18 protein-coding genes and 1 pseudogene are annotated in these 22,361 nt (G+C 71.0%); 14 read left to right on the top strand and 5 right to left on the bottom strand.

The annotated features are described in order from the left end of the window. Nucleotides 1-241: 241 nt before the first annotated feature. Together AB0I81_RS62010 and AB0I81_RS62005 are read left to right on the top strand one after the other, a co-directional pair. The gene (locus AB0I81_RS62010) at nucleotides 242-1,459 is read left to right on the top strand and encodes a cytochrome P450 (RefSeq protein ID WP_360679687.1); all 1,218 of its coding nucleotides are present in this window, start codon (nucleotides 242-244) and stop codon (nucleotides 1,457-1,459) included. Nucleotides 1,460-1,507: 48 nt separating this feature from the next. Next, a complete protein-coding gene (locus tag AB0I81_RS62005) occupies nucleotides 1,508-3,016 on the top strand; it encodes a carboxylesterase family protein (protein ID WP_360679684.1) in 1,509 nt (502 codons plus the stop codon). A gap of 94 nt (nucleotides 3,017-3,110) precedes the next feature. Here AB0I81_RS62005 and AB0I81_RS62000 read toward each other — a convergent pair whose 3' ends face one another. Then, the gene (locus AB0I81_RS62000) at nucleotides 3,111-4,127 is read right to left on the bottom strand and encodes a LacI family DNA-binding transcriptional regulator (protein WP_360679682.1); all 1,017 of its coding nucleotides are present in this window, start codon (nucleotides 4,125-4,127) and stop codon (nucleotides 3,111-3,113) included. Between the two features lie 254 nt (nucleotides 4,128-4,381). Here AB0I81_RS62000 and AB0I81_RS61995 point away from each other — a divergent pair, with 254 nt between their 5' ends. Genes AB0I81_RS61995 through AB0I81_RS61980 form a run of 4 tightly spaced genes read left to right on the top strand, consistent with a single transcriptional unit; the run spans nucleotide 4,382 to nucleotide 9,057 of the window. Further along, nucleotides 4,382-5,635: an extracellular solute-binding protein gene (locus AB0I81_RS61995; protein WP_360679679.1), complete on the top strand. Its 1,254-nt coding sequence runs from the start codon at nucleotides 4,382-4,384 to the stop codon at nucleotides 5,633-5,635. Nucleotides 5,636-5,639: 4 nt separating this feature from the next. Next, complete coding sequence (locus tag AB0I81_RS61990) at nucleotides 5,640-6,563, top strand: sugar ABC transporter permease (protein ID WP_360679676.1); 924 nt, start codon at nucleotides 5,640-5,642, stop codon at nucleotides 6,561-6,563. After that, on the top strand, nucleotides 6,560-7,366 hold the full coding sequence (locus AB0I81_RS61985) for a carbohydrate ABC transporter permease (protein WP_360679674.1): 807 nt from the start codon (nucleotides 6,560-6,562) through the stop codon (nucleotides 7,364-7,366). Before AB0I81_RS61990 ends, AB0I81_RS61985 begins: the two co-directional genes overlap by 4 nt. Nucleotides 7,367-7,383: 17 nt before the next feature. Beyond that, nucleotides 7,384-9,057: a trehalase family glycosidase gene (locus AB0I81_RS61980; protein ID WP_360679671.1), complete on the top strand. Its 1,674-nt coding sequence runs from the start codon at nucleotides 7,384-7,386 to the stop codon at nucleotides 9,055-9,057. Here AB0I81_RS61980 and AB0I81_RS61975 read toward each other — a convergent pair. The 4 genes and pseudogenes from AB0I81_RS61975 to AB0I81_RS61960 all read right to left on the bottom strand — a co-directional run. Further along, nucleotides 9,026-9,613 (bottom strand): RICIN domain-containing protein, encoded by a 588-nt coding sequence (locus AB0I81_RS61975; RefSeq protein WP_360679692.1) that lies wholly within the window; start codon nucleotides 9,611-9,613, stop codon nucleotides 9,026-9,028. The genes AB0I81_RS61980 and AB0I81_RS61975 overlap by 32 nt on opposite strands. Before the next feature lie 188 nt (nucleotides 9,614-9,801). Further along, nucleotides 9,802-10,854, bottom strand: a complete 1,053-nt coding sequence (locus AB0I81_RS61970) for a hypothetical protein (protein WP_360679668.1) — start codon at nucleotides 10,852-10,854, stop codon at nucleotides 9,802-9,804. A 320-nt stretch (nucleotides 10,855-11,174) separates the two neighbouring features. Then, nucleotides 11,175-11,825 (bottom strand): family 43 glycosylhydrolase, encoded by a 651-nt coding sequence (locus tag AB0I81_RS61965; protein WP_360679665.1) that lies wholly within the window; start codon nucleotides 11,823-11,825, stop codon nucleotides 11,175-11,177. Further along, nucleotides 11,739-11,949, bottom strand: a pseudogene (locus AB0I81_RS61960) (hypothetical protein); the annotation flags it as partial. The gene AB0I81_RS61965 and the pseudogene AB0I81_RS61960, both read right to left, overlap by 87 nt. Here AB0I81_RS61960 and AB0I81_RS61955 point away from each other — a divergent pair. From AB0I81_RS61955 to AB0I81_RS61920, 8 genes are all read left to right on the top strand, one after another. Continuing rightward, complete coding sequence (locus AB0I81_RS61955) at nucleotides 11,852-12,433, top strand: hypothetical protein (RefSeq protein WP_360679661.1); 582 nt, start codon at nucleotides 11,852-11,854, stop codon at nucleotides 12,431-12,433. The pseudogene AB0I81_RS61960 and the gene AB0I81_RS61955 overlap by 98 nt on opposite strands. Before the next feature lie 97 nt (nucleotides 12,434-12,530). Further along, nucleotides 12,531-13,418: a helix-turn-helix transcriptional regulator gene (locus AB0I81_RS61950; protein ID WP_360679658.1), complete on the top strand. Its 888-nt coding sequence runs from the start codon at nucleotides 12,531-12,533 to the stop codon at nucleotides 13,416-13,418. A gap of 385 nt (nucleotides 13,419-13,803) precedes the next feature. Then, a complete protein-coding gene (locus AB0I81_RS61945; RefSeq protein WP_360679655.1) occupies nucleotides 13,804-14,844 on the top strand; it encodes an alcohol dehydrogenase catalytic domain-containing protein in 1,041 nt (346 codons plus the stop codon). 2 nt (nucleotides 14,845-14,846) lie between these two features. Next, nucleotides 14,847-15,818 carry an aldo/keto reductase gene (locus AB0I81_RS61940; RefSeq protein WP_360679652.1) on the top strand — a complete coding sequence of 324 codons (972 nt, stop codon included), beginning with the start codon at nucleotides 14,847-14,849 and terminating at the stop codon, nucleotides 15,816-15,818. A 108-nt stretch (nucleotides 15,819-15,926) separates the two neighbouring features. After that, the gene (locus AB0I81_RS61935; protein ID WP_360679650.1) at nucleotides 15,927-18,698 is read left to right on the top strand and encodes an AAA family ATPase; all 2,772 of its coding nucleotides are present in this window, start codon (nucleotides 15,927-15,929) and stop codon (nucleotides 18,696-18,698) included. A 154-nt stretch (nucleotides 18,699-18,852) separates the two neighbouring features. Further along, nucleotides 18,853-20,583: an FAD-binding protein gene (locus tag AB0I81_RS61930; RefSeq protein ID WP_360679647.1), complete on the top strand. Its 1,731-nt coding sequence runs from the start codon at nucleotides 18,853-18,855 to the stop codon at nucleotides 20,581-20,583. Between the two features lie 148 nt (nucleotides 20,584-20,731). Next, entirely contained in the window at nucleotides 20,732-21,619 is an 888-nt protein-coding gene (locus tag AB0I81_RS61925) for an RNA polymerase sigma-70 factor (RefSeq protein WP_360679644.1), read from the top strand. Nucleotides 21,620-21,682: 63 nt separating this feature from the next. Then, nucleotides 21,683-22,354: a hypothetical protein gene (locus AB0I81_RS61920; protein ID WP_360679641.1), complete on the top strand. Its 672-nt coding sequence runs from the start codon at nucleotides 21,683-21,685 to the stop codon at nucleotides 22,352-22,354. Nucleotides 22,355-22,361 lie beyond the last annotated feature (7 nt).

Raw genomic sequence — 22,361 nt, 5'->3', positions numbered from 1 at the left:
ACGATCCCGGCGAAAGCCAGGACCGCCACGAGCCCGCCAGGCCGCGCCGGCGCGGCCTGGCGGGGATCGGCGGGTCTGGCAAGGGTCTGGGACACGGGAAAGCCTCCATCGAACAACACTGCGTAAACCATGTGATTGAATATATTAAAGCATGCGATTGAAAGTGGGCGCGCCCCTGTGACTCGCCCCTGGTAACCGGTGTCCGGAACAAGACACAGATCGAAGGAAAGGGCCGACATTCATGACGAGCACACTGCACTCAGCGGGCGAGATCCCGGAGTTCCCGATGGCGCGGGAGGCCCGCTGCCCGTTCGATCCCGCGCCCGGCCTGTACGCCCAGCGCGAGCAGGGCCCGCTGACCAGGGTCCGGCTCTGGGACGGCAGCACCCCGTGGCTGGTCACCGGCTTCGCCGAGCAGCGCGCGGTGCTGGCCGACCCGAGGGTGAGCGCCGATCTCAGCCGTCCCGGCTACCCGGCCACCGTGCCCTTGCCGCCCGGCGGCGTGAAGCGCAGCTTCATCGGCATGGACGACCCGGAACACGCCCGGCTGCGCCGGATGGTGACCGCCCCGTTCGCCATCAAGCGCATCGAGGCCATGCGCCCGTCCGTGCAGAAGATCGTGGACGGCCTGATCGACGACCTGCTGGCCGGTCCGAATCCGGTGGATCTGGTCCAGGCGTTCGCCCTGCCGGTGCCGTCGCTGGTGATCTGCGAACTGCTCGGAGTCCCGTACGCCGACCACGATTTCTTCCAGGAGACCAGCAAGACCATCATCACCAGGACCGCGACGGCCGAGCAGCGGCAGGCCGGCCACCAGGCGCTGCACGCCTACCTGGACGACCTGGTCGGCGAGAAGCTCGCCAACCCCGGCGACGACCTGCTGTCCGGGCTGGTGGAGCGGGTCACGGCCGGGGAACTGACCCGGCAGGAGGCCGCCCGGATGGGCGCGTTGATGCTGATCGCCGGGCACGAGACCACCGCCAACATGATCGCCCTGGGCACCCTCACGCTGCTGCGGCATCCCGACCAGCTCGCCCTGCTGCGTGACGCCGACGACCCGAAGCTCATCGCCTCCGCCGTGGAGGAACTGCTGCGCTACCTCAACATCGTGCACAATGGGCGGTTGCGCGTCGCGACCGAGGATCTCGAAGTGGCCGGCCAGGTCGTGCGTGCCGGCGAAGGGCTGATCTTGGTGAACGAGATGGGCAACCGGGACCCGCGGGCCTTCCCCGACCCGGACCGGCTCGACCTCCGGCGCGACGCCCGCCGCCACGTGGCATTCGGCTTCGGCGTGCACCAGTGCCTGGGGCAGCCGCTGGCCCGCATGGAGCTGCAGGTCGTCTACGGCACCCTCTACCGCCGCATCCCGGCCCTGGAGCTGGTCACCAGCCTGGATCAGGTCCCGTTCAAGTTCGACGGAATGGTGTACGGCGTGCACGAACTCCCCGTCACCTGGTGACGAGCTCGCGCTCGACCGGGTCGGTCGGGATTCAACCAAGGAGGGATCATGACCATGAACGAGGTCCGCACCGCCGCCGGCGTGGTACGCGGACGCACCGAGGACGGCCTGACCGTCTTCCGCGGCATCCCGTACGCCGAACCCCCGATCGGCGAGGCCCGCTTCCAGGCACCGCGACCCGTGCGCCGCTGGGACGGGGTCCGGGAGGCGTACGCGTTCGGCCCGCCCGCGCCGCAGGACGCCGCCATGGCCGGCCGAATCGGGGGAGAGCCCTTCAAGGACATGGGCGATGACTGGCTGACGGTCAACGTGTGGACGCCCGAGCCGGACCCGGCCGCTCGCCGCCCGGTCATGGTGTGGATCCACGGCGGCGCCTACAAGCACGGCTTCTCCGGCAGCCCCGGCTACGACGCCCGGCACATCGCCCGCGACGGCGACGTGGTCTTCGTGTCGCTGAACTACCGGCTCGGCGTCGAGGGTTTCGCCCGCATCGAGGGCGCGCCAGCCAACCGGGCCCTGCTCGATCAGGTGGCCGCCCTGGAGTGGGTGCGGGAGAACATCACGGCGTTCGGCGGCGACCCCGGCCGGGTGACCGTGCTCGGCGACTCGGCCGGCGCCGGATCCATCGCGGCGCTGATGGTCATGCCGCGAGCGGCGGGGCTGTTCCGCCGCGCCGTCGGGCAGAGCCTGCCGGGCACGTACCTCTCCGACGCCCTGGCCCGCGACGTCGCCACGGCCATCGCCGCCGAGGCGGGCCTGCGCCTGGCGGCCGCGGACCTGTCCGGCGTGCACCCGCGGGAACTGCCGGAACTCGGGCACGCGATGGAATCGAAGATGAGGCGGTTCGAGGACCGCTGGGGCGCGTTCGCCCACACGCTCACCGCCTTCTCACCCGTCGTGGACGGCGAGGTGCTGCCCCGGGCGCCCTGGCAGGCGCTGGCGGACGGCGCGGGACGGGACGTGGAGCTGATCATCGGCCACACCCGCGACGAGTACCGCTTGTTCCTGCTCTTCGCCGGCGAACTCGGCAAGATCAGCGAGGAGCAGGCCGGGGAGGCGCTGCGCCGGTTCGGCCCCGATGAGCGGGCCTACCGCACGGCGTTCCCCGGCGCGTCCGCCGAGGACCTGTACGAACGCGTGCAGAGCGACTGGCTGTTCCGCATGCCGACGCTGCACCTGGCCGAGGCGCAGGCCGCCGGGGGCGGCCGGGCCCACCTGTACGAGCTGACCTGGCAGTCACCGGGCAGCGGCGGCGCCCTGCGCGCCTGCCACGGACTGGACGGCCCGCTGCTGTTCGGCACCTACGACGCCCACCTCGGCCCGGCCGCCATCGGCGGCGAAGGCGTCGCCGAGGCCCGCGAGCTGACGGCTCAGATCCGCACCGCCTGGACGTCCTTCGCGACCTCGGGAGACCCGGGCTGGCCCGCCTACGACACCCGGCAGCGGCTGACCCGGGTCTTCGACACCTCGCCGTCGATCACCGCCTACCCGGAGGAGACCTCACGCCGCCTGTGGCAGGACCACACCTTCGAGGCGCTTGCCCTGCTGCCCGGCTGAGCGACGAGGCCGGGCGGGAGCAACGGCCCCCGCCCGGCCGGCGGTGCCGGGCGACGTCGCGGGGTGGTCAAGAGGCGACGCCCGCCCGGGAGGGTCAGGCGCGGGGGCGGGCCGGGCCGGTCGTGCCACGGAGTGAGACGGGCGGGGCGAGCAGGAGCCGTCGGTACGGCGTGTCAGGGTCGGCGATGCGCTGGATCAGCAGCTCGACGGCGCGGGCCCCCATCTCGTCGGCCGGGACGTCGGCGGCGGTGAGCGGCGGATGCACACTCTCGGCCCAGTGTCGCGCCGCCACACCGGCGATGGAGAAGTCGCCGGGCACGCTCAGCCCCGCCTCCGCCAGCCCACGGTACAGACCGGCGACGGCGGCCTCGTTGATGGTGGCGATGGCGGTCAGCTCCGGGTGCTCGGCGAGGAGCCGCCGGAGGCAGGACTGCCCCGCCTGGGCGTCGTCGGCGCAGCAGACCCGCACTCCCCGCAGGCCGCGCTCGGCCACGGCGCGGTCGAAACCGGCCTCGGCGCGGTGGCCGGGGCCGTATCCGGCCGCGACCAGTTCGGCGTTGCGGTTGACCAGCGCCAGGTGCCGGTGGCCGAGATCGGCCAGATGGTGCACGCACTTGGCGATGAGCGTCTCGTAGTCGACGTCCACCCAGGACATCTCCTCCGGGCGGCGGGTACGGCCGATGCCGACGAACGGCACGCCGCTGTTCGACAGCCGGGCGACGCGGTCGTCGTCCAGCCGGATCTCCATCAGGATGACGCCGTCCACGCGCCGGCCGGTGACCACCCGTTCGAAGGAGCGGTCGTGCTCCCCGCCCGACGGTGACAGCAGGACGTCCAGGTCGGCGCGGGCGGCGGCGTCGACCACGCTGGCCACGAAGCCGAGCTGCATGTCGGTCAGGCGCCGCGCGGCCGGCGGTATGACCAGGCCGATCGTGCGGGTGCGGCCCTCCTTCAGCGCTCTGGCCGAGGCGTTGGGCCGGTAGTCCAGCTCGTCGATGACCGCCTGGATGCGGCGCTTGGTCTCCTCCGACACCGGGCGCTTGCCGGTGAGGGCGTAGGAGACGGTGCTGCGTGACACGCCCGCCCGCTTGGCGATCTCTCCGATGTTCACCGTGCTCCTCGTCCGTGCTGCCGATCGCGGTCCATCGTAATTCGCATCGGTTCTTGCGGCGGCAGGCAGAGCGGCCAGGGCCGGCGAGGTGCCGCACCGCGCGCAACGGCTCCGCATCCTTGCCCTTCCGTTCATTGACGCGGGCGGGAGAGCGGGCCTATGTTGCGGTCGAACCGATTCGACGAATCGATTCGACAGTGGTGTGACATCGGTGGGAAGCAGCCGCGCAACGCCAGTCAGCGGAGGTCAGCTCAATGAGATCAGCGGCAAGGAGCCGGCGTGCGGCCGGTGCGAGTCTGGCGGCCGTGGCCGCCCTGGGCGGGCTGGTGGCCTGCTCATCGACGTCCGGTGGCGGCGACGCCGGGCGGGGCACGGGTGGTGGAACGTACACGATCTGGGACCCGTACCCGCAGTACGACCGAGCCTCGGACTGGGTGAAGCTGTTGGACAGGTGCGGCGCCGACGCGGGGGTCAAGGTCGAGCGCACCGGTTACGACACCAGCGACCTGACCAACAAGGCGCTGCTGGCGGCGCAGCAGGGCAACTCGCCGGACGTGCTCATCGTGGACAACCCGGTGGTCTCGACGCTGGCCGAGGCCGGCGTGCTGACGACGACCGAGGAGAACAGGCTCGACGTGTCCGCGATCGCGCCGAACCTGCTGGCCGCCGGGCAGAGCGGCGGCAAGACCTACGGCGTGCCGATCGGCGCCAACACCCTGGCCCTGTACTACAACAAGGACGTCCTGAAGCAGGCCGGGGTGGACATCGCCTCGGTCAAGGACTGGACGTCGCTGACGGCGGCGCTGGAGAAGGTGAAGGCGAAGGGGAAGAAGGGCATCACGTTCTCGGCGATCGGCACCGAGGAGGGCAGCTTCCAGTTCCTGCCCTGGTTCTGGGGCTCCGGCGCGAGCCTAACCAAGCTCGACTCCCCGCAGGGCGTCTCCGCGGTGGCGTTGTGGAGCGACTGGCTGAAGAAGGGCTACGCCCCCAACTCCGTCATCAACAACACCCAGACCACGAGCTGGCAGGAGTTCGCCACCGGCGACTTCGCCTTCGCCGAGAACGGCACCTGGCAACTCGCCAACGCCGGGAAGACCGGCTTCGCGTACGGCATCATTCCCGTTCCCGGCAAGAGCGGCGGCACCGCGCCCGCGCCGACCGGCGGCGAGTTCGTCAGCATCCCGGTGCAGTCCGACACCGGCCGCCACGCCACCTCCCGGAAGCTGGTCACCTGTCTGACCAGCACCGGCAACTCGCTCACCACCACCACGACCCTGTCCTACATCGCCCCGACCGAGGCCGTGCAGGCCAAGCAGGTGGCGGCCACCCCCGGCCTGCGGGTGTGGGTGGAGGCGGTCAAGGCGGCCAAGGGCCGCACCAGCGACGACCTGGGCACGAGGTATCCGAGGATCTCCGAGCCGATGTGGGGCGCGGTGCAGGCGGCGCTGAGCGGCTCGAAGTCCCCGCAGGACGCCATGGCCGCGGCGCAGTCCGCCGCGGCCCAGTAACGGCATGAGCGACACCACCCGTAGAGTGGTGCGGTCCGCCACGGCACCGGGCCGTACCCGATCCACGCAGTGGGCGGCCTGGGCGTTCCTCGCCCCCGTCGTGCTCTACCTGCTGCTCTTCTACGCCTACCCGCTGTTCCGCAACGTCGAGCTGAGCCTGCGCACCTACACGGTGCGCTCCTTCGTCCAGGGTGGCGCGCCCTTCGCGGGGTTCGGTAACTACGCCAAGGTCTTCGGCGACGCCACCTTCGGGCCCGCGCTGTGGCACACCGTGGTCTTCACGCTGGTGTCGTTGGTCTTCCAGTTCGGCTTCGGGCTCGCGCTGGCGTTGTTCTTCGTCAGGAACTTCCGGCTGTCGGCCACGTTGCGGGCGCTGTTCCTGGTGCCGTGGCTGCTGCCGCTGATCGTGTCGGGCTCGACCTGGTCGTGGATGTTCAACAGCGACTCCGGCGTGGTCAACGCCGCGCTGAACTGGCTCGGGATCGGGCCGGTGAACTGGCTGACCTCGCCGGACTGGGCGTTGTGGTCGGTGATCATCGCCAACATCTGGATCGGCATCCCGTTCAACCTGGTGGTGCTGTACTCCGGGTTGCGGGCGATCCCCGCGGCCGTGTACGAGGCCGCCGCGCTCGACGGGGCGAACGGCCGGCAGCGGTTCTGGAAGGTGACGTTCCCGCTGCTGCGCCCGGTGTCGGCGATCACGCTGCTGCTCGGCCTCGTCTACACGCTCAAGGTGTTCGACATCATCTGGATCATGACCAAGGGCGGGCCCGGCGGCGCGTCCACGACGTTCGCGACCTGGTCCTACCGGCTCGGGTTCGGCAACCTGGTCCCCTCCTTCGGGCCGGGCGCGGCCGTGGGCAACCTGCTCATCGTGACGGCCCTGGTCTTCGGGCTCATCTACATCCGCAGGCAGGCGGTGTCATGAGGCCGCTCAAGACCGCGATCGGGCTGGTGCTGACCGCCGTCATGTTGTTCCCGGTCTACTGGATGATCAACGTGTCCTTCACCCGGGACACCGACATGCGCAAGAGCCCGCCCAGCTTCTTCCCGGTCAACGCCACCCTGGACGGCTACCGGGCGGTGCTCGACCAGCAGCTCCCTTACCTGGGCGTGAGCCTGGTGGTCGGGCTGGGCACGGTGGCGCTGACCCTGGCGGTCGCGGCGCCGGCCGCGTACTCGCTGGCCAAGCTGCGCCCGCGCGGCGGCGGAGCGCTCAGCTTCGTGCTCCTGGTCGCGCAGATGATCCCCGGGATCATCATGGCGATGGGCTTCTACGCCATCTTCCTCAACCTCGGCCTGCTCAACACCCTGCCCGGCCTCATCGTCGCCGACTCCACGCTCGCCGTGCCGTTCGCGGTGCTCATCCTGACCACGTTCATGTCCGGCATCCCCGAAGAACTGCTGCAGGCCGCCCGCACCGACGGCGCCGGGGTCGTGCGGACGTTCCTGTCGATCGTGCTGCCCGTCTCCCGCAACGCGCTCATCACGGTGTCGTTGTTCGCGTTCCTGTGGGCGTGGTCGGACTTCGTCTTCGCCTCCACCCTCGACCAGGGCGGCGATTATCAGCCGATCACCCTCGGCATCTACCACTACATCGGCAACAACAACCAGGAGTGGAACGCCATCATGGCCACCGCCGTGATCGCCTCCGTCCCCGCCACCGTCCTGCTGGTGATCGCCCAGCGTTACGTCGCCGCCGGCGTCACCGCCGGAGCCGTCAAAGACTGAGAAGGGACCCTCATTTCATGACCGCCGCCGCTTCCGGCCCGGTGTTCTCCCTGCGCGACATCCCGTTCAGCCATCGCGGATCCTGGTTCGGCTTCTCGCCCGTCGTGGCGGAGAAGACCTACGCCGAGCACGTGCACCTGGTCTCCCACCAGAGCGGCATGCACCCGATCCTGCGGCTGATCCCCACGGCCACCGCCGCGATCACGGCCATCCCGCACCGGCTCACCTGGGCGGGCGGGCGCGGCCGCGTCGACCTGGCCTACGAGAACGCCGACACGGTACGCGTGCGCGGCCGCGGCCTCGGGCTCCGCCTGCTGGCCGCCGACGCGGTGCTGACGCCGTTCAGCGGCCCGTACCTCTATGAGGATCCCGTGGACGGATCGTTCGTCTTCACCGTCTACCAGACCGGACGCCGCTACCGGATCACCCTCCTGGCCGGGCGGGCGGAACAACTCGGCACGCAGGCGCTCGGCACGGCCGAACGCGGGCTCGTCCTCGACGGCGACTGGGAGCTCGCCATCGAGGAGTACGAGACCGCCCGCGCCCCCTACCCGCCCACCGGCACCTTCGAGCAGGTGGCCAAGGCCGCGCGGGCGGACTTCGAGGCGTTCACCGAGGCGGTCGCGCCCTGGCGCAGCGAGCGGACGCCCGCCGCCGAACTGGCCGCCTACGTGTTGTGGTCGGCCACCGTGCGCCCGGCGGGGTTCGTCACCCGGCCCGCCGTGCTCATGTCCAAGCACTGGATGGACAAGGTGTGGAGCTGGGACCACTGCTTCAACGCCCTCGCCCTCGCCGACGGCCTGCCCGAGCTGGCCCGGGACCAGTACCGCCTGCCCTTCGACCACCAGGACGCCGCCGGAGCGCTGCCCGACTCGGTCACCCATTCGGAGATCCTGCACAACTTCGTCAAGCCGCCCATCCATGGCTGGGCGCTGCGCGGCCTGCCGCCGGACCCGGACGCGTACCCGCTGCTGGCACGCTGGACCGCCTTCTGGCTGGAGGCCCGCCGCGCCCCCGGCCGCGAGCTGCCGCACTACCAGCACGGCAACGACAGCGGCTGGGACAACGCCACCACCTTCGACCCCGAACGCGTCGTCGAGACCGCCGACCTGGCCGCCTTCCTCATCCTCCAGATGCGCGAACTGGCCCGGCTCGCCCCGGACGCCGGGTGGAGCGAGCGGGCCGACCGGATGCGCGAGGCGCTGCTCGCCGAGTTGTGGGACGGCGAGCGGTTCGTCGCCCGCGGCGTGCTCTCCGGCCGCACCTGGAGCAGCTCCAGCCTGCTCGACCTCATGCCGATCGTGCTGGGGCAGGAGCTGCCTGAGCCGATCCGGGCGGCTCTGGCCGCCCGGATCGAGCGGCACCTGACCGCCTTCGGCCTCGCGACCGAACGGCCCGGCTCACCGCACTACCTCGACGACGGGTACTGGCGCGGCCCCATCTGGGCGCCCTCGACCGTCCTGATCGAGGACGGGCTGCGCCGCGCCGGATACCAGGACCTGGCCGACGAGATCAGCGCCCGCTTCCTCATGTTGTGCGAGAAGTCCGGGTTCGCCGAGAACTTCGACGCACACACCGGAGAGGGGCTGCGCGACCGCGCCTACACCTGGACGGCGAGCGCCTACCTGATCCTCGCCGCCGCCTGCGAACGGCGAACCGTCATCGGCCCCACAACCGCCACGTCTGGTTGAGCGGACTCGCCTGGCCCGCCGGGATGCACGTCCACTGATGGATGGGCGCGCGGGGCGCGGTCGAGATGGTGCTCACGTCAACGCACTTGCCGCTGTGCCGGGCGATGAGCTGGAAGTCATGGGGGTCGTTGCCCCCGTAGGTGACCTTGCGCAGCGCGAACTGCTGGTTCTGCGCCCCGCTGCCACACGTCCACTGGCGCACCGGGGCGCCGTCGGCCGTCGAGCTCCCGCCCACCTCCAGGCACTTCCCGCTCTGCTGGTTGACCAGCGTGTAGGTGCCCGCCACGCCGGCGACCGGCCGGAAGTTCCACAACTGCTGGTCGCCGCCCTCGCACGAGAACTGCTGCTGCACGTTGCCGTCGGCGCTGCTCAGGCCGGTGTTGTCCAGGCACTGCTGGGAGTGCTGGGCGACGGCGACGGACGGGAAACCGCCGTCGGACGGCGGCAGCAGGGTGATGGTGAACGTCTCGTCGGCGTTGCCGTGCGGCAGGTTCAGCGTGGCGCCGTTGCCGGACAGCGTCAGGACCGTGTTCTGGATGGTGACCGGCCCTTGCACCGCCCCGCCCGCGTTGTACGGGATGCGCTGCACGATCGCCCGGACCTGGTTGTTCTGCACGATGCCGCTGGTGGTGTCGAGCCGCCGGAGGCCGACGGCGATGTTTCCCGTCGTCCCGCCGCCGCCCACCAGCACCTTGGCGGTCCCGGTCGTCTTGGTAGCGAAGGCGTCGTACGCCGGGCTCGGGGTCACCGACACGATCTGACCGGTCTGGGAGGCGTAGAAGCGGTAGACCCACCATTCGCCCTTGGGCAGGTGCCGGCCCGCGGAGTTCCGTACGAGCAGGTTGCCCAGGTCGTTGTGCAGGTTGCCGGCGCTGGCCCAGTTCGCGCGCAGCCCGTCGGCGCCGGCCCGCTCCAGCCGGGCGATGTACCAGGCTCCGTCGCCCGGGTTCTGCTCGTTCCCGGCCCCGTACTCGTTGATCTGGTACGGGCGCGGGTGCGGAATGCCGCGCGAGTCGAGCGTGGTGTTCGCGGCGGCCACGTTGGCCACGGGTCGCCGGGCAGGGAGTGCCAGCTGACGATGTCGGGGATCACGTTGTTCGCCCGGGCGAAGTCGAGGTAGGCGTTCCAGAAGGCGTGCGTGGTGGAGGGCACGCAGGCGCAGCTCGGGCCGACGATCAGCTGGCCGGGGAAAGCGGCGCGGATGCGCTGGTAGCTGCGCCGCCACAACTCGAGGTACTGGGCCTGCGGGCGGTTCCAGAACAGGGAGAGGTTCGGCTCGTTCCAGATGTCCCACTGCACCGTGATCCCGGCGGCCCGCACGTCGTTGATCAGGCGGGTGAGGAAGGCGTCGTAGTCGGACCAGTTGCCGTTGTCACCGGGGAAGCGCGAGATCGGGTATCCGTCGGCTCCCCACAGGTCGTGCGGCAGGATGATGAACTGGCCGCCAAGCGCGATCGTCCGGCGGGCCTGGGCCAGCGTCGCGTTCCACCTGCGGTCGTAGGAGCCCGACACCCAGCCGCCGGGCGAGCCGAGCTGCGCGCCGCCGGCCCGCATGTACCGGAACCTCACGTCGCGGAAGAAGTGGTCCGCCGGTCCCGATCCGTTCTCCGTCATGCCGTAGATCCAGCCGGACGCGCGGTAGGTCGGCGCGCCGCCGCTCACTCCACCGAAGTCGACGCTGATGGCTTCGTCCCCGGCCTGTGCCGGCGCCGGAACGGCCGTGAGGAAGATGGCGATGAGCATCGCGGCCAGGACCTGCGCTGATCGTCTGATGGGCGGTCGTTGGGTGATCGTCATCGTGCGTGGCTCCTTGGGGGAGTCGCGGCCCCACGCAGGAGAGATCGCAGTCTCCTGCGAGAGATTGCGCCGATTGGTGACCCAGACATTGGCGAATCGATTCCGCCGATTGGCATGACGTCGTTGTCCCGCCTCGGAAGCCTGGCTGCTGAGCGTGGTCCAAGCTGTCAGCGAATCGATTCGATCGGATCGTAGATCTGCTCCCGCAGGCTGTCAATGGCGGGTGTCCTGCACCGATCAGGTCAGTTCTTCGGGATCGTCGGCGCCGGTGTAGACGAATGAGTGGAGGGCGAGCTCGCCGTCGGAGCAGGAGATGCCGATCACGCGGCCGGTGAAGCCGCCCGCGACCTCGGTGGAGACGTAGCGGCCGTCGAGCCGTCCGAGTTCGGTGAAGCCGCCGGGTCCGGGCCCGCTCCTGCCCGCCGGCGGTGAGCAGCCAGGCGTCGCCGGTCTGGCGCAGCGCCCGGCCGGGCCAGCGACCGGCGCCCACCCAGGACGGCGGCAACGGTCCCGAGGGCGTCACTTCCTCGGTGACGGCGGGGGAGAGCGGGGGCTCGATCGGGTCGGCCGGGTGCGGCCAGCCGCCGGTCCAGGCGATGCGGGAGGCGAAGGTCTCGCGGCCCAGGATGCCACTTGGCGGTGCCGATGCCGCCGAGGGCGCGGACGCCGAGGTAGAGCGCGGCCCAGCCGCCATCGTGGGTCTGGACCAGGTCGGCGTGGCCGACGTTCTGCACGGCGGCGTCGATGCCGCGCGCGGTGAGCAGCGGGTTGTGCGGGCACGGCTCGAACGGGCCGGACGGTGCGGGGCCACGGGCGATGGTGGCTGGGCACGCCGGGGGCGTACTCGAAGCTGGAGCAGGCCAGGTAGTAGGCGTCGCCGGCGCGGCACACGCTGGGGTCGGGGTGGAAACCGGGGATGACCGGGCGGGTCGGCAGTCGCATCGGGTGTCTCCGCAGTTGGTGGTGACCATCGAGAGGGCGGTTAGTCGGCGAGCGCTTGCCCGCGGCGCAGGTCGAGCGTCTCCTCGACCCGCCTGGCGTCGCGCGGATAGGTGCGGTACAGGAACGAGAACACAACGAGGACTGGCAGCACATCCAGGACAACCTGGCCCCGCCCCACCGGCGCGACGGCGTCTACTCCGCCATCGCGACCGAGCCGTACCTGCGCCGCGACGACCACCCCTCGATGTTGTGCGCGCTCGGCGTCGTCCCCGCGACGCCGCTCATCGACCCGGCCGTCATGGCGGCCACGCTGCTGGACGTCCTCGGCGACTGGCAGTGGGAGACCGCCTGGGGCTGGGACTTCCCGGCGATGGCCATGACCGCCACCCGCCTCGGCCGCCCCGGCCTGGCCGTGGACGCCCTGCTGATGGAGACCGGCAAGAACACGTTCCTGCCCACGGGCCAGGTCCCGCAGTTCGGCAGCCTGCTGCCGCTCTACCTGTCCGCGAACGGCGGCCTGCTCGCCGCGGTCTCCCTGATGGTGGCCGGCTGGGACGGCTCGGACACCGACTGCCCGGGGTTCCCGAAGGATGGCAGCTGGGTCGTCCGCCACGAAGGCTTCACACCCTGGCCGTGATCTCGGGAGGTGTCGTGCGGGAAAGGGCCGTCCGATGCCGCGTCCGGGGTAAGGGTGTTACCTGCCTCGCTTCGCCTGTCTTGCATACCCTGAGGTCATGGGCCAGCATGATCACCGCGCGGAGGTCCGCGAGTTTCTCAGCTCGCGGCGGGCGCGCATCACGCCCGAGCAGGCAGGGCTGCTCGCCTACGGCGGCAACCGCCGGGTGAAGGGACTGCGGCGCGAAGAGGTCGCGATGCTCGCCGGCGTCTCCATCGACTACTACGTGCGCATGGAGCGGGGAAACCTGTCCGGCGCCTCCGACAACGTGCTGGACGCCCTGGCGCGCGCTCTGCAGTTGGACGAGGCCGAGCGCGAGCACCTGTTCGCCCTGGCGCGGGCCGCCGGGCCGGGAACGCAGCGTCGCCGCACGCCGACCAGCGTGCGGCCCGCGGTTCAGCAGGTGCTGGACGCGATCGGTGACGCGCCGGCCTGGGTGCGCAACGGACGCCACGACATTGTCGCGATGAACCGTCTGGGGCGTGCCCTGTACGCGCCCGTCCTGGCCGATCCGCGCCGTCCGGCGAACACCACCCGGTTCGTCTATCTGGACCCGGCGGCCCGGGAGTTCTTCGTCGACTGGGACCGCGTCGCCAACGACGCCGCCGCGATGTTGCGGCTGGAGGCGGGCCGCGATCCGCATGACCGGGGGCTGATCGAGCTGGTCGGTGAGTTGTCGACGCGCAGTGAGGTCTTCCGGCAGCGCTGGGCCTCCCACGACGTGCAGTACCACCGCAGCGGCCGCAAACGGCTGCGCCACCCGGTGGTCGGGCAGCTCGATCTGGACTACGAGTCGATGGAGCTGCCGTCCGAGCCCGGCCTGACCCTCAACGTCTACACCGCCGCCCACGGCACTCCTACCGCCGACGCGTTGAAGCTGCTGGCGAGCTGGGCGGCCACCCAGGACTTGGCCGAGGTGCGGCAAGCAGACCCCGATCAGACCTGATCCACGCCCCTGCGTCAGCGCCGATGCCAGTTCGGCCACCCGCTCGACGGGGAGCGGGTGGTGCGGCGGACCCTCCGTGGGGGGTTCTGCCATTACCTGTAACGGCAGGACCTGCCGCACGACCGCGAAAGCTCATTAGATGGAGGTTGACCAGGGAGAACCCTGGCATCAGCGCCAAGCGGCGGGAGATGGCGGCACCACGGATTTACCGGGAATCGACCCGGAGCGGAGATGACGATCGGTTCGCTTCGGGTAGATCCGGCGACGCGTACGACGTCCCTGACACCACCGGGGCCCGAACCGGGGACGCTGGCCCCGGCCGCGCATCGGCACGCGGCCGCCAACGGCCGGGGACCACCATTCCGCAACGACGAAAGACACCATTGTGCGAGCAACTCTGATCTACGGCGCCGGTGACGTACGGGTGGAGCACGTGCCCGACCCGGTGCTGCGCGAGCCCACCGACGCGATCGTGCGCGTGCTGCGCTCATGCGTGTGCGGCAGCGACCTGTGGCCCTACAAGTCCCGCCCGGCCACCGAGCAGGGCGAGCGCATCGGGCACGAGTTCCTCGGCGTCGTCGAGGACACCGGCTCCGAGGCGGGCGGGCTGCGCCGCGGCGACGTCGTGGTGGCGCCGTTCGTGTGGGCGGACAACACCTGCGACTTCTGCCGCGAGGGCCTGCAGACCTCCTGCCGGCACGGCGGCCAGTGGGGCGCGGCAGGCGTGGACGGCGGTCAGGGCGAGGCGGTACGCGTTCCGCAGGCCGCCGGCACGCTGGTCAAGCTTCCGGTGGGGGAGGACCCGGCGTTGCTGGCGTCCCTGCTGACCCTCTCGGACGTGTTCCCGACCGGCCACCACTGCGCGGTCACCGCCGGGGTTGGCCGGGGCAGCAGCGTGACGGTGATCGGTGACGGCGCGGTCGGGCTGATGGCGGTGTTGTCGGCCAGGCGGCTCGGCGCGGAGCAGATCATCCTCATGGGACGGCACAAGGAGCGCACCGAGCTGGGCCGCGCCTTCGGCGCCACCGACGTCGTCGCCGAACGCGGTGACGAGGGCGTCGAACGGGTACGGGAGCTGACCGGCGGCGACGGCACCCGCGCGGTGCTGGAGTGCGTCGGCACCGAGCAGGCCATCGTCACGGCGTTCGCGGTGGCCCGCGACGGCGGCACCGTCAGCCGGGTCGGCGCGCCCCAGTACGAGAAGGTACCGATGGGTTTCGGGGAGTTCTTCCGCAACCTCACCCTGACCGGCGGCGTCGCCCCGGCCCGCGCCTACATCGAGGAACTGCTGCCCGAGATCCTGGACGGCACCCTGGAGCCCGGCCGCGTCTTCGACCGCACCGTCCCCCTGGACGAGGTCCCGGATGGCTATCGAGCGATGAACGACCGTACCGCGCTGAAGGTTCTCATCAACCCCGAAAGGTGATCATGAAGCACATCACGCTGGGCGATCTGGACGTCTCCCGCATCGGGCTGGGCTGCATGGGCATGTCCCACGGCTTCACCGGCTCCGGCAGCGACGACGCCGAGTCCATCCGTACCATCCACCGCGCCCTCGACCTGGGCGTCACCTTCCTGGACACCGCCGAGATCTACGGCCCGTACGTCAACGAGGAACTGCTCGGCAAGGCTCTCAAGGGCCGCCGCGACCAGGCGGTCATCGCCACCAAGTACGGGCTGGTCTCGCACGCCGGCGACGGGCGCTGGAACCTCGACAGCAGCCCCGGCAACATCCGCATCGCCGTCGAGGGCTCGCTCAGGCGCCTGGGCACCGACCACATCGACCTGTACTACCAGCACCGGGTGGACCCGAAGGTGCCGATCGAGGACACCATCGGCGCGGTGGCCGAACTCGTCGAGCAGGGCAAGGTCCGCCACATCGGCCTGTCGGAGGCGTGGCTGGACACCATCCGCCGCGCCCACGCCGTCCATCCGATCGCCGCGCTGCAGTCGGAGTACTCGTTGTGGACCCGCGACCAGGACGAGGCGCTGCCGCTGCTGCGCGAGCTGGGCATCGGCCTGGTCGCCTACTCCCCGCTCGGCAAGGGGTTCCTGACCGGCCAGATCCGCTCGGAGAGCGACTTCGGCCCGGACGACTTCCGGGCCACCAACCCGCGCTTCACCGGTGAGAACTTCCGCCGCAACCTGGCCCTGGCCGACGAGGTGCAGGCCATCGCCGACGAGGCCGGGGTCACACCGGCGCAGGTCGCGATCGCCTGGGTGCTGAGCAAGGGCGACATCGCGCCCATTCCGGGCACCAGGCGCGTCTCGCGGCTGGAGGAGAACGCCGCCGCCGACGCCGTCGAACTGACCGCCGAGCAACTCGCCAAGCTCGACAGCCTGCCCCCGGCCGCCGGTGGGCACCACAACGAAGCCCAGATGCAGATGATCGAACGCTGACCCGCACGACAAGCTCCGCCAGGGCTTGGAATCGGGTGGGCCTCTCTCAGATAAGATCGGGTCTGCCCAAGGCCTCATATATCGGTACGTTCTAGCGAAGGCGGCGCCGTGACCGAGACCGTGCCACTGCGGGGGCGGCGTCGCGAGCAGGCGGAGCTGGACTCGCTGCTGGAACGCGCCCGCGCCGGCCACAGTGGCGCGCTGACGGTCACCGGAGGGGCCGGCGTCGGCAAGACCGCGCTTCTGAACCATATGGCGGCGCGCGCCGCAACGTGTCAGCCCGGTGGCGTCCGGATCGAGCGCATCGTCGCCTCCCAGTCCGAGATGGAGCTGGCCTACGCCGGGCTGCACCAGTTGTGCGGGCACATGATGGGCTCCGCCGGGCACCTGCCCGCCCCACAGCGCGAGGCGATCGAGGCGGCGTTCGGCCTGCGCCAGGATTCCGCGCCCAGCCCGTTCCTCGTCGGGCTCGCCCTGCTCGGATTGCTCACCGAAGCCGCGGGCGACGGGGCGCTCCTGTGCGTCGTCGACGACGCGCAGTGGCTCGATGACGCGTCGGCGCGCGCCGTGGCGTTCGCCGCCCGGCGTCTCGACGCCGAGGGGGTCGCCATCGTGCTCGCCATGCGCACGGTCAGTGAGGCGTTCGCCGGGCTGCGGTCGATGGTCGTCACCGGGCTGGGTCACGACGACTCACGTGAGCTCCTGCGCCTCGCGGCCCCCGGCGGCCTCGACCCGCGGGTTCGCGACCAGCTGATCGCGGAGGCACGCGGCAACCCCCTCGCACTGCGGGAACTGCCCCGGATGCTGAGCCCCGCCGAGATCGCCGGCGGGTTCGCCCTCACCGGCTCCATGTCGCTGGAGAACCGCATCGAGCAGAGCCTGATCGCGCAGCTCGAACCGCTGCCCGCCTCGACACGCCTGCTCCTGCTCCTGGCGGCCGCCGACCCGACGGGCGATCCCGTGTTGTTGTGGCGTGCGAGCGCGGCGCTGGCGCTGGGCCCGGAGGACTTCGACGCCGCCAGGAACGCCGATGCGCTCGCGATCGGGACCCGGGTCGGCTTTCGCCACCCGCTGGTGCGTTCCGCGGTCTACCGGGCGGCGACCGCGGAGGACCGGCGGCGCGTCCACGCGGCGTTGGCCGACGTCACCAGCGCCGACCACGACCCGGATCGCCGGGCCTGGCATCGGGCCAGCGCGACGCTGCACCCGGATGAAGAGGTCGCCGCGGACCTCGAACGGTCCGCGGCGCGTGCCCGGTCGCGTGGCGGCGCGGCCGCGGCGGGCGCGTTCCTGGAGCGGGCGGCGGTGCTGACGCCCATGCCTGCCCGCCGCGGACAGCGCCTGATGGCGGCCGCCGAGGCCAAGCACGACGCGGGTGCGCCCGAGTCCGCCATGCGCCTGCTCGACTCCGTCCACGACCTGCCCCTCACCACGTTGCAGAAGGCTCTCGCCGCCCGGCTACGTGCCCGCGCGCAATACGCGCTCCGGCGTGACAGCGGCGGTCCGCAACTCCTCCTTGCCGCCGCCCAGGGCCTCGACGGGCTCGACCCGGCGCTCGCCAGAGACACCTACATCGAAGCGCTGGCCGCGGCGATCTACGGCGGCCGGCTGGGTGAGACCGGGCAGGTGGCCGAGGTCGCGAACGCGATCCTGGGAGCGACCGCCGCCGAGGAGTCCGGCCGTGCACGGGACCTGATCCTGCGCGGCCAGGCGCTGCTCGCCGCCAAAGGGCAGGAGGCCGCGGTCGCGACCCTCCGCCGGGCGCAGCGCGCGTTTCTGGATCAGGCCCCTGACGCGCTCGAACTGCACTGGATGTGGTTCGCCTCCCGCGCCGCGCAGGACCTGTGGGATGCCGGGGCGCTGCGTGCGCTCGCCGATCGGCAGGTCGAGCTCGCCCGCGCCGCAGGCGTCGTGACGGTGCTGCCGATCGCCCTGAGCCTGCAGATGCTGGCACAGACGATTGAGGGCGACCTGGACGCGGCCGAGGCCTCCTGCGACGAGATCGACGCCATCAAGGAGGTCACCGGCCACCCGCTGCCGCAGTACGGGCGGCTCTTCCTCGCGGCCTACCGGGGGCAGGCCGAGGAGACGGAGCGCTGGGCGACCCGGATTCGAGCCGACGCCCACGCGCGGGGCGAGGGTTACGCGCTGAGCGCGGTCAACTTCTCCGAGGCCATCCTCTACAACGGGCTGGGGCGCTTCGCCGAGGCGGTGGAGTCCGGCCGTCGCGAGCTGCCGTACACGCACGAGCTGAACCATGCGATGCGCACGCTGCTCGAACTCATCGAGGCCGCCACGCACACCGGCGAGCGCGAGCTCGCCGAGCAGGCGTTCGAGCAACTGGCGAGCGTCACGCGGCCGGTGGGGACCAACTGGGCCCTGGCCGTGCTGGCGATGGCGCGGGCGCAGCTGTGTGCGGGCGAGGAGGCTCAGAGCCTGTACCTGGAGGCGATCGAGCGACACCGGGCCGAACGGATCCCGATCTTGGAGGGGCGCTGCCGCCTGCTGTACGGGGAGGAGCTGATCCGCCGGCGCAGGCTCGCCGACGCACGTGAGCAACTCGAAGCCGCGCACTCGATCTTGATGCGCTGTGGCATGAACGGCTTCGCCGGGCGCGCCGCACGCGAGCTGAGGGCGTGCGGTGGGTCCCGCCACGTGCACGCGCACGAGGGTGCCGCGCAGCTGACCAAGCAGGAGTTCAACGTGGCGCACCTGGCGCGCGAAGGACTCACCAACCGCGACATCGGTGCGCGGCTGTTCATCAGCGCGCGCACCGCCGAGTACCACCTGGGCAAGGTCTTCACGAAGCTCGGCATCAAAGGGCGTGCCGAACTGAGGACCGCCCTCGCCGAGATCGATCCGGCGGTACAGGACGGTTAGAGCCGCGCCCGGAAACGCGATCACCGGGCCGGCGCGTCGGATGCCGACACTCCGTCACGCTTCCGTTCGCAGGTGCCGAGGCGGAATGTCACAAAGGGGCCTGCCGTGCTGTCTTGATTCGTGACCGCGTTCGTCGATGAGCTCAGGGAGCACCATGCACACGCCAGAGAACCGGATCGCCACGTCCGTACTGGTCATCGGAACGGGAGGGGCAGGACTGCGAGCGGCCATCGAACTCGCCGAGCACGGCGTGGACGTCCTTGCGGTCGGCAAACGACCCAAAGCGGACCCGCACACCACGCTCGCGGCCGGTGGCATCAACGCGGCGCTCGCCACGATGGATCCGGAGGACACCTGGCAGCAGCACGCGGCCGACACCCTCAAGGAGAGCTATCTGCTGGCCGATCCCGAGATCGTGCGCATCGTCACGGAGGGTGCCGAGCGTGGCATCGCGGACCTCGTACGGTACGGCATGCCGTTCGACCGCGAGCCGGACGGACGGATCTCCCAGCGCTTCTTCGGCGCCCACACCCACCGGCGCACCGCCTACGCCGGTGACTACACCGGGCTGGAGATCCAGCGCACGCTGATCAATCAGGCCGCCCGGCTCGAGGTCCCGATCCTCGACACCGTGTACATCACCCGGATCCTCGTCCATGACAATGCGGTCTTCGGCGCGTACGGGTTCGACCTGGTCGACGGCACCAGCTATGTCATTCACGCGGACGCGGTGATCCTCGCGGCAGGCGGTCACACCCGGATCTGGCGGCGCACCTCGTCCAGGCGTGACGAGAACATCGGCGACTCCTTCCGCCTGGCCACCCTCGCGGGCTGCCGCATACGCGACCCCGAGCTGGTGCAGTTCCACCCCTCCGGCCTCATCGCGCCGGAGAACGCGGCCGGCACGCTCGTCTCCGAGGCGGCCCGGGGCGAGGGAGGCATCCTGCGCAACGGGCTGGGCGAACGCTTCATGGCGCGTTACGACCCGGAGCGGATGGAGCTCTCAACGCGCGATCGGGTCGCGCTGGCCGCCTACACGGAGATCAAGGAGGGGCGGGGAACCCCGAGCGGCGGCGTCTGGCTGGACGTTTCGCATCTGCCCCATGACACGATCATGAAGAAGCTGCCGCGTGTCTATCAGACGCTCATGGAGCTGCAACTGCTCGACATCACCAGGGATCCGATCGAGGTCGCGCCGACGGCGCACTACTCGATGGGCGGCGTCTGGGTGCGGCCCGAGGACCATGGCACGGACGTCGACGGGCTCTACGCCATCGGAGAGGCGTCCAGCGGCCTGCACGGCGCCAATCGCCTGGGTGGCAACTCCCTGATCGAACTCCTCGTCTACGGCCGCATCACCGGGCAGGCGGCGGCGCGGTACTCCGCCGATCTTGGCGCCCAGCGCCGCTCGGCCGAGGCGCTCGACGCGGCACGGATGGAGGTGGAGGAGATCCTCGCCACCGACGGTCGCGAGAACGTGCGGTCGTTGCAGCGGGCCGTCCGCGACATCATGACCGAGCACGCGGGCGTCGTGCGCGACGAGGGCGGCCTGCGTAAGGGGCTGGCCGAGCTGGCCGCGGTCGAGGCGCGTGTCCACGACCTGGGCGTGCACCCGGACATCGCCGGCTTCCAGGACCTGGCGCACGCCTTCGACCTGAAGTCCGCCGTGCTCGCCGGGCGCGCGACGATGGAGGCGGCGCTGGAACGCCGCGAGACCCGGGGTTGCCACAACCGCTCCGACTACCCGCGGCTCGATCCCGCCCTGCGCGTCAACTTCGTGTGGTCAGGACCCGGATCGGTGGAGCGGGAGGACATCCCGCCGATCCCCGCCGAGATCGCGGCGCTCATGCGCGAGGTTTCGGCCGACGGAAAACTCGTCGAGTAGCGAAGTCGCGGTAATTGTCACGCGGCCGGGCGCTGCCTTGTCTTAGCCGGTGAGGGGCCGACGTTTGACGGAAGGGCTTCGAGGACACGTGCCGGGTGCACCAACCCCGATCATGCCGGCTGCCGAGACGATGACGTGGGGAACGGATATGCACACGCAGACCCTGGAAGAGGCGGCGTCCGCCTTCGTCGAGCTACGCCCGCGGCTGTTCGGCATCGCCTACCGGCTGCTCGGCAGCGCCACCGAGGCCGAGGACGTCGTTCAGGAAGTCTGGCTGCGCTGGCAGAAGACCGATCGCGACACGATCGAGAACCCGCCGGCCTTCCTGGCTCTGGTCGCCACCCGGCTGGCCATCAACGTCGCCCAGTCCGCCCGGGTCAGGCGCGAGTCGTACATCGGTCCCTGGCTGCCGGAACCGGTGGACACCAGCCTCGACCCCACCGTGGGCGCCGAACGCGGCGAGGCGCTCGAACTGGCCTTCCTGCTGCTGCTCGAACGCCTCAACCCGACCGAGCGGGCCGCCTACGTGCTGCGCGAAGCCTTCGACTACCCCAATGAGCAGATCGCGCAGATCCTGCGGCTCAGCTCAGCCAACGTCCGTCAGATCGTGTGCCGCGCCCGCAAGCGCCTGACCGGTGTCCGGCGCGAGCCCATCGACAGGGCCGAGCACCGCCGCCTGCTCCAGGTCTTCCTGCACGCCGCCCAGACAGGGAACATCGGCGCGCTGGAAGGTCTCTTCGCGACCGACGTGGTCAGCTCCTCCGACGGCGGCGGACTCAGAGGCGCCGCGCGATACCCCCTGGTGGGGGGCAACCGGGTGGCGAGATTCCTGGCGGCGTTCGCGCCACGGTTCTGGCCGGGCACCGACCTCACCTGGGTCGAGATGAACGGGCTCGCCGGCGTGCTGGTTCCGCGCGGCCGCAGCGGCGTCACGCTGCTCACCGTCGAAGCCTCGCGGGAGGGGATCCATCACGTCATGTGGATCGTCAACCCGGCCAAACTGGCGGCGTTCGAACGGTCCCGCCACCGTCTCTAGCAGCCATTGTCACAACGCCTCCGGCTGGCCGGTCATAACTGCCATCAGTTAAGGAGGCGGGCCATGGCCGAGACGGGTGCCGGATCGTTGGCGGAGATGCTCGACGAGCGGCAACATCTGCTCGAGATCGCCCAGTGGATGTTCGGCTCCGAGCTCGCGGCCGAATACGTGCTGGAGGAGACCTACCGGCGGTGGTACGCCCTGGACGATGCCGAACGCGCCGGGATCGCGGTGCCGCGCGGCTGGCTGACGCGTACCGTGGGGAGCATCTGCCTGGCCCTGCTGGCCGACCCGGAACACGTCCCCAGCCGCCCGAGCCGCCCGCCCGACCCTGTCACCGACCTGCCGGTACGCCCGGCCGGCCCCGGCCGGGAGCTGCTCGACCGGCATGACCGGATCGCCCGGAGATTCGCCGCGGCCTGCCAGTCCGGTGACACGGCGGCGCTGCGGGCGGTCCTGGCCCCCGACGCGATCGTCGTGAGCGACGGCGGCGGAAAGGTGCGCGCCCCCGTACGGCCGGTCCACGGCGCGGACGCCGCCGCCACATTCGTCGCGACGCTGCTGATCGGCCAGCCGGGCGCCGAGGTGGCTCTCGCCTCCGTCAACGGCCGGACCGGCCTGGTGCTGCGCCGGGCGGGCAGGGCCGTGGCCGTGGTCAGCGTGAGCGTCGCCATGGCGGAGGTCACCGCCGTGTGGATCATCCTCAATCCCGACAAACTCCATCGATGGCACTGAAAGGCGT

It is taken from the genome of Nonomuraea sp. NPDC050404 (assembly GCF_040655495.1).
GTDB lineage: Bacteria > Actinomycetota > Actinomycetes > Streptosporangiales > Streptosporangiaceae > Nonomuraea.
The sequence above is the reverse complement of the archived record's forward strand: the minus strand, read 5'-3'. Positions and strand labels throughout refer to the sequence as shown.

Bases quoted from the DNA above. Each gene is read 5' to 3' on its own strand.
- AB0I81_RS62005 (WP_360679684.1), top strand. From the start codon at position 1,508: ATGACCATGAACGAGGTCCGCACCGCCGCCGGCGTGGTACGCGGACGC.
- AB0I81_RS61965 (WP_360679665.1), bottom strand. From the start codon at position 11,825: ATGGTCACCACCAACTGCGGAGACACCCGATGCGACTGCCGACCCGCC.
- AB0I81_RS61940 (WP_360679652.1), top strand. From the start codon at position 14,847: ATGAAGCACATCACGCTGGGCGATCTGGACGTCTCCCGCATCGGGCTG.
- AB0I81_RS62010 (WP_360679687.1), top strand. From the start codon at position 242: ATGACGAGCACACTGCACTCAGCGGGCGAGATCCCGGAGTTCCCGATG.
- AB0I81_RS61995 (WP_360679679.1), top strand. From the start codon at position 4,382: ATGAGATCAGCGGCAAGGAGCCGGCGTGCGGCCGGTGCGAGTCTGGCG.
- AB0I81_RS61985 (WP_360679674.1), top strand. From the start codon at position 6,560: ATGAGGCCGCTCAAGACCGCGATCGGGCTGGTGCTGACCGCCGTCATG.
- AB0I81_RS61980 (WP_360679671.1), top strand. From the start codon at position 7,384: ATGACCGCCGCCGCTTCCGGCCCGGTGTTCTCCCTGCGCGACATCCCG.
- AB0I81_RS61950 (WP_360679658.1), top strand. From the start codon at position 12,531: ATGGGCCAGCATGATCACCGCGCGGAGGTCCGCGAGTTTCTCAGCTCG.
- AB0I81_RS61925 (WP_360679644.1), top strand. From the start codon at position 20,732: ATGCACACGCAGACCCTGGAAGAGGCGGCGTCCGCCTTCGTCGAGCTA.
- AB0I81_RS61970 (WP_360679668.1), bottom strand. From the start codon at position 10,854: ATGACGATCACCCAACGACCGCCCATCAGACGATCAGCGCAGGTCCTG.
- AB0I81_RS61930 (WP_360679647.1), top strand. From the start codon at position 18,853: ATGCACACGCCAGAGAACCGGATCGCCACGTCCGTACTGGTCATCGGA.
- AB0I81_RS61990 (WP_360679676.1), top strand. From the start codon at position 5,640: ATGAGCGACACCACCCGTAGAGTGGTGCGGTCCGCCACGGCACCGGGC.
- AB0I81_RS61920 (WP_360679641.1), top strand. From the start codon at position 21,683: ATGGCCGAGACGGGTGCCGGATCGTTGGCGGAGATGCTCGACGAGCGG.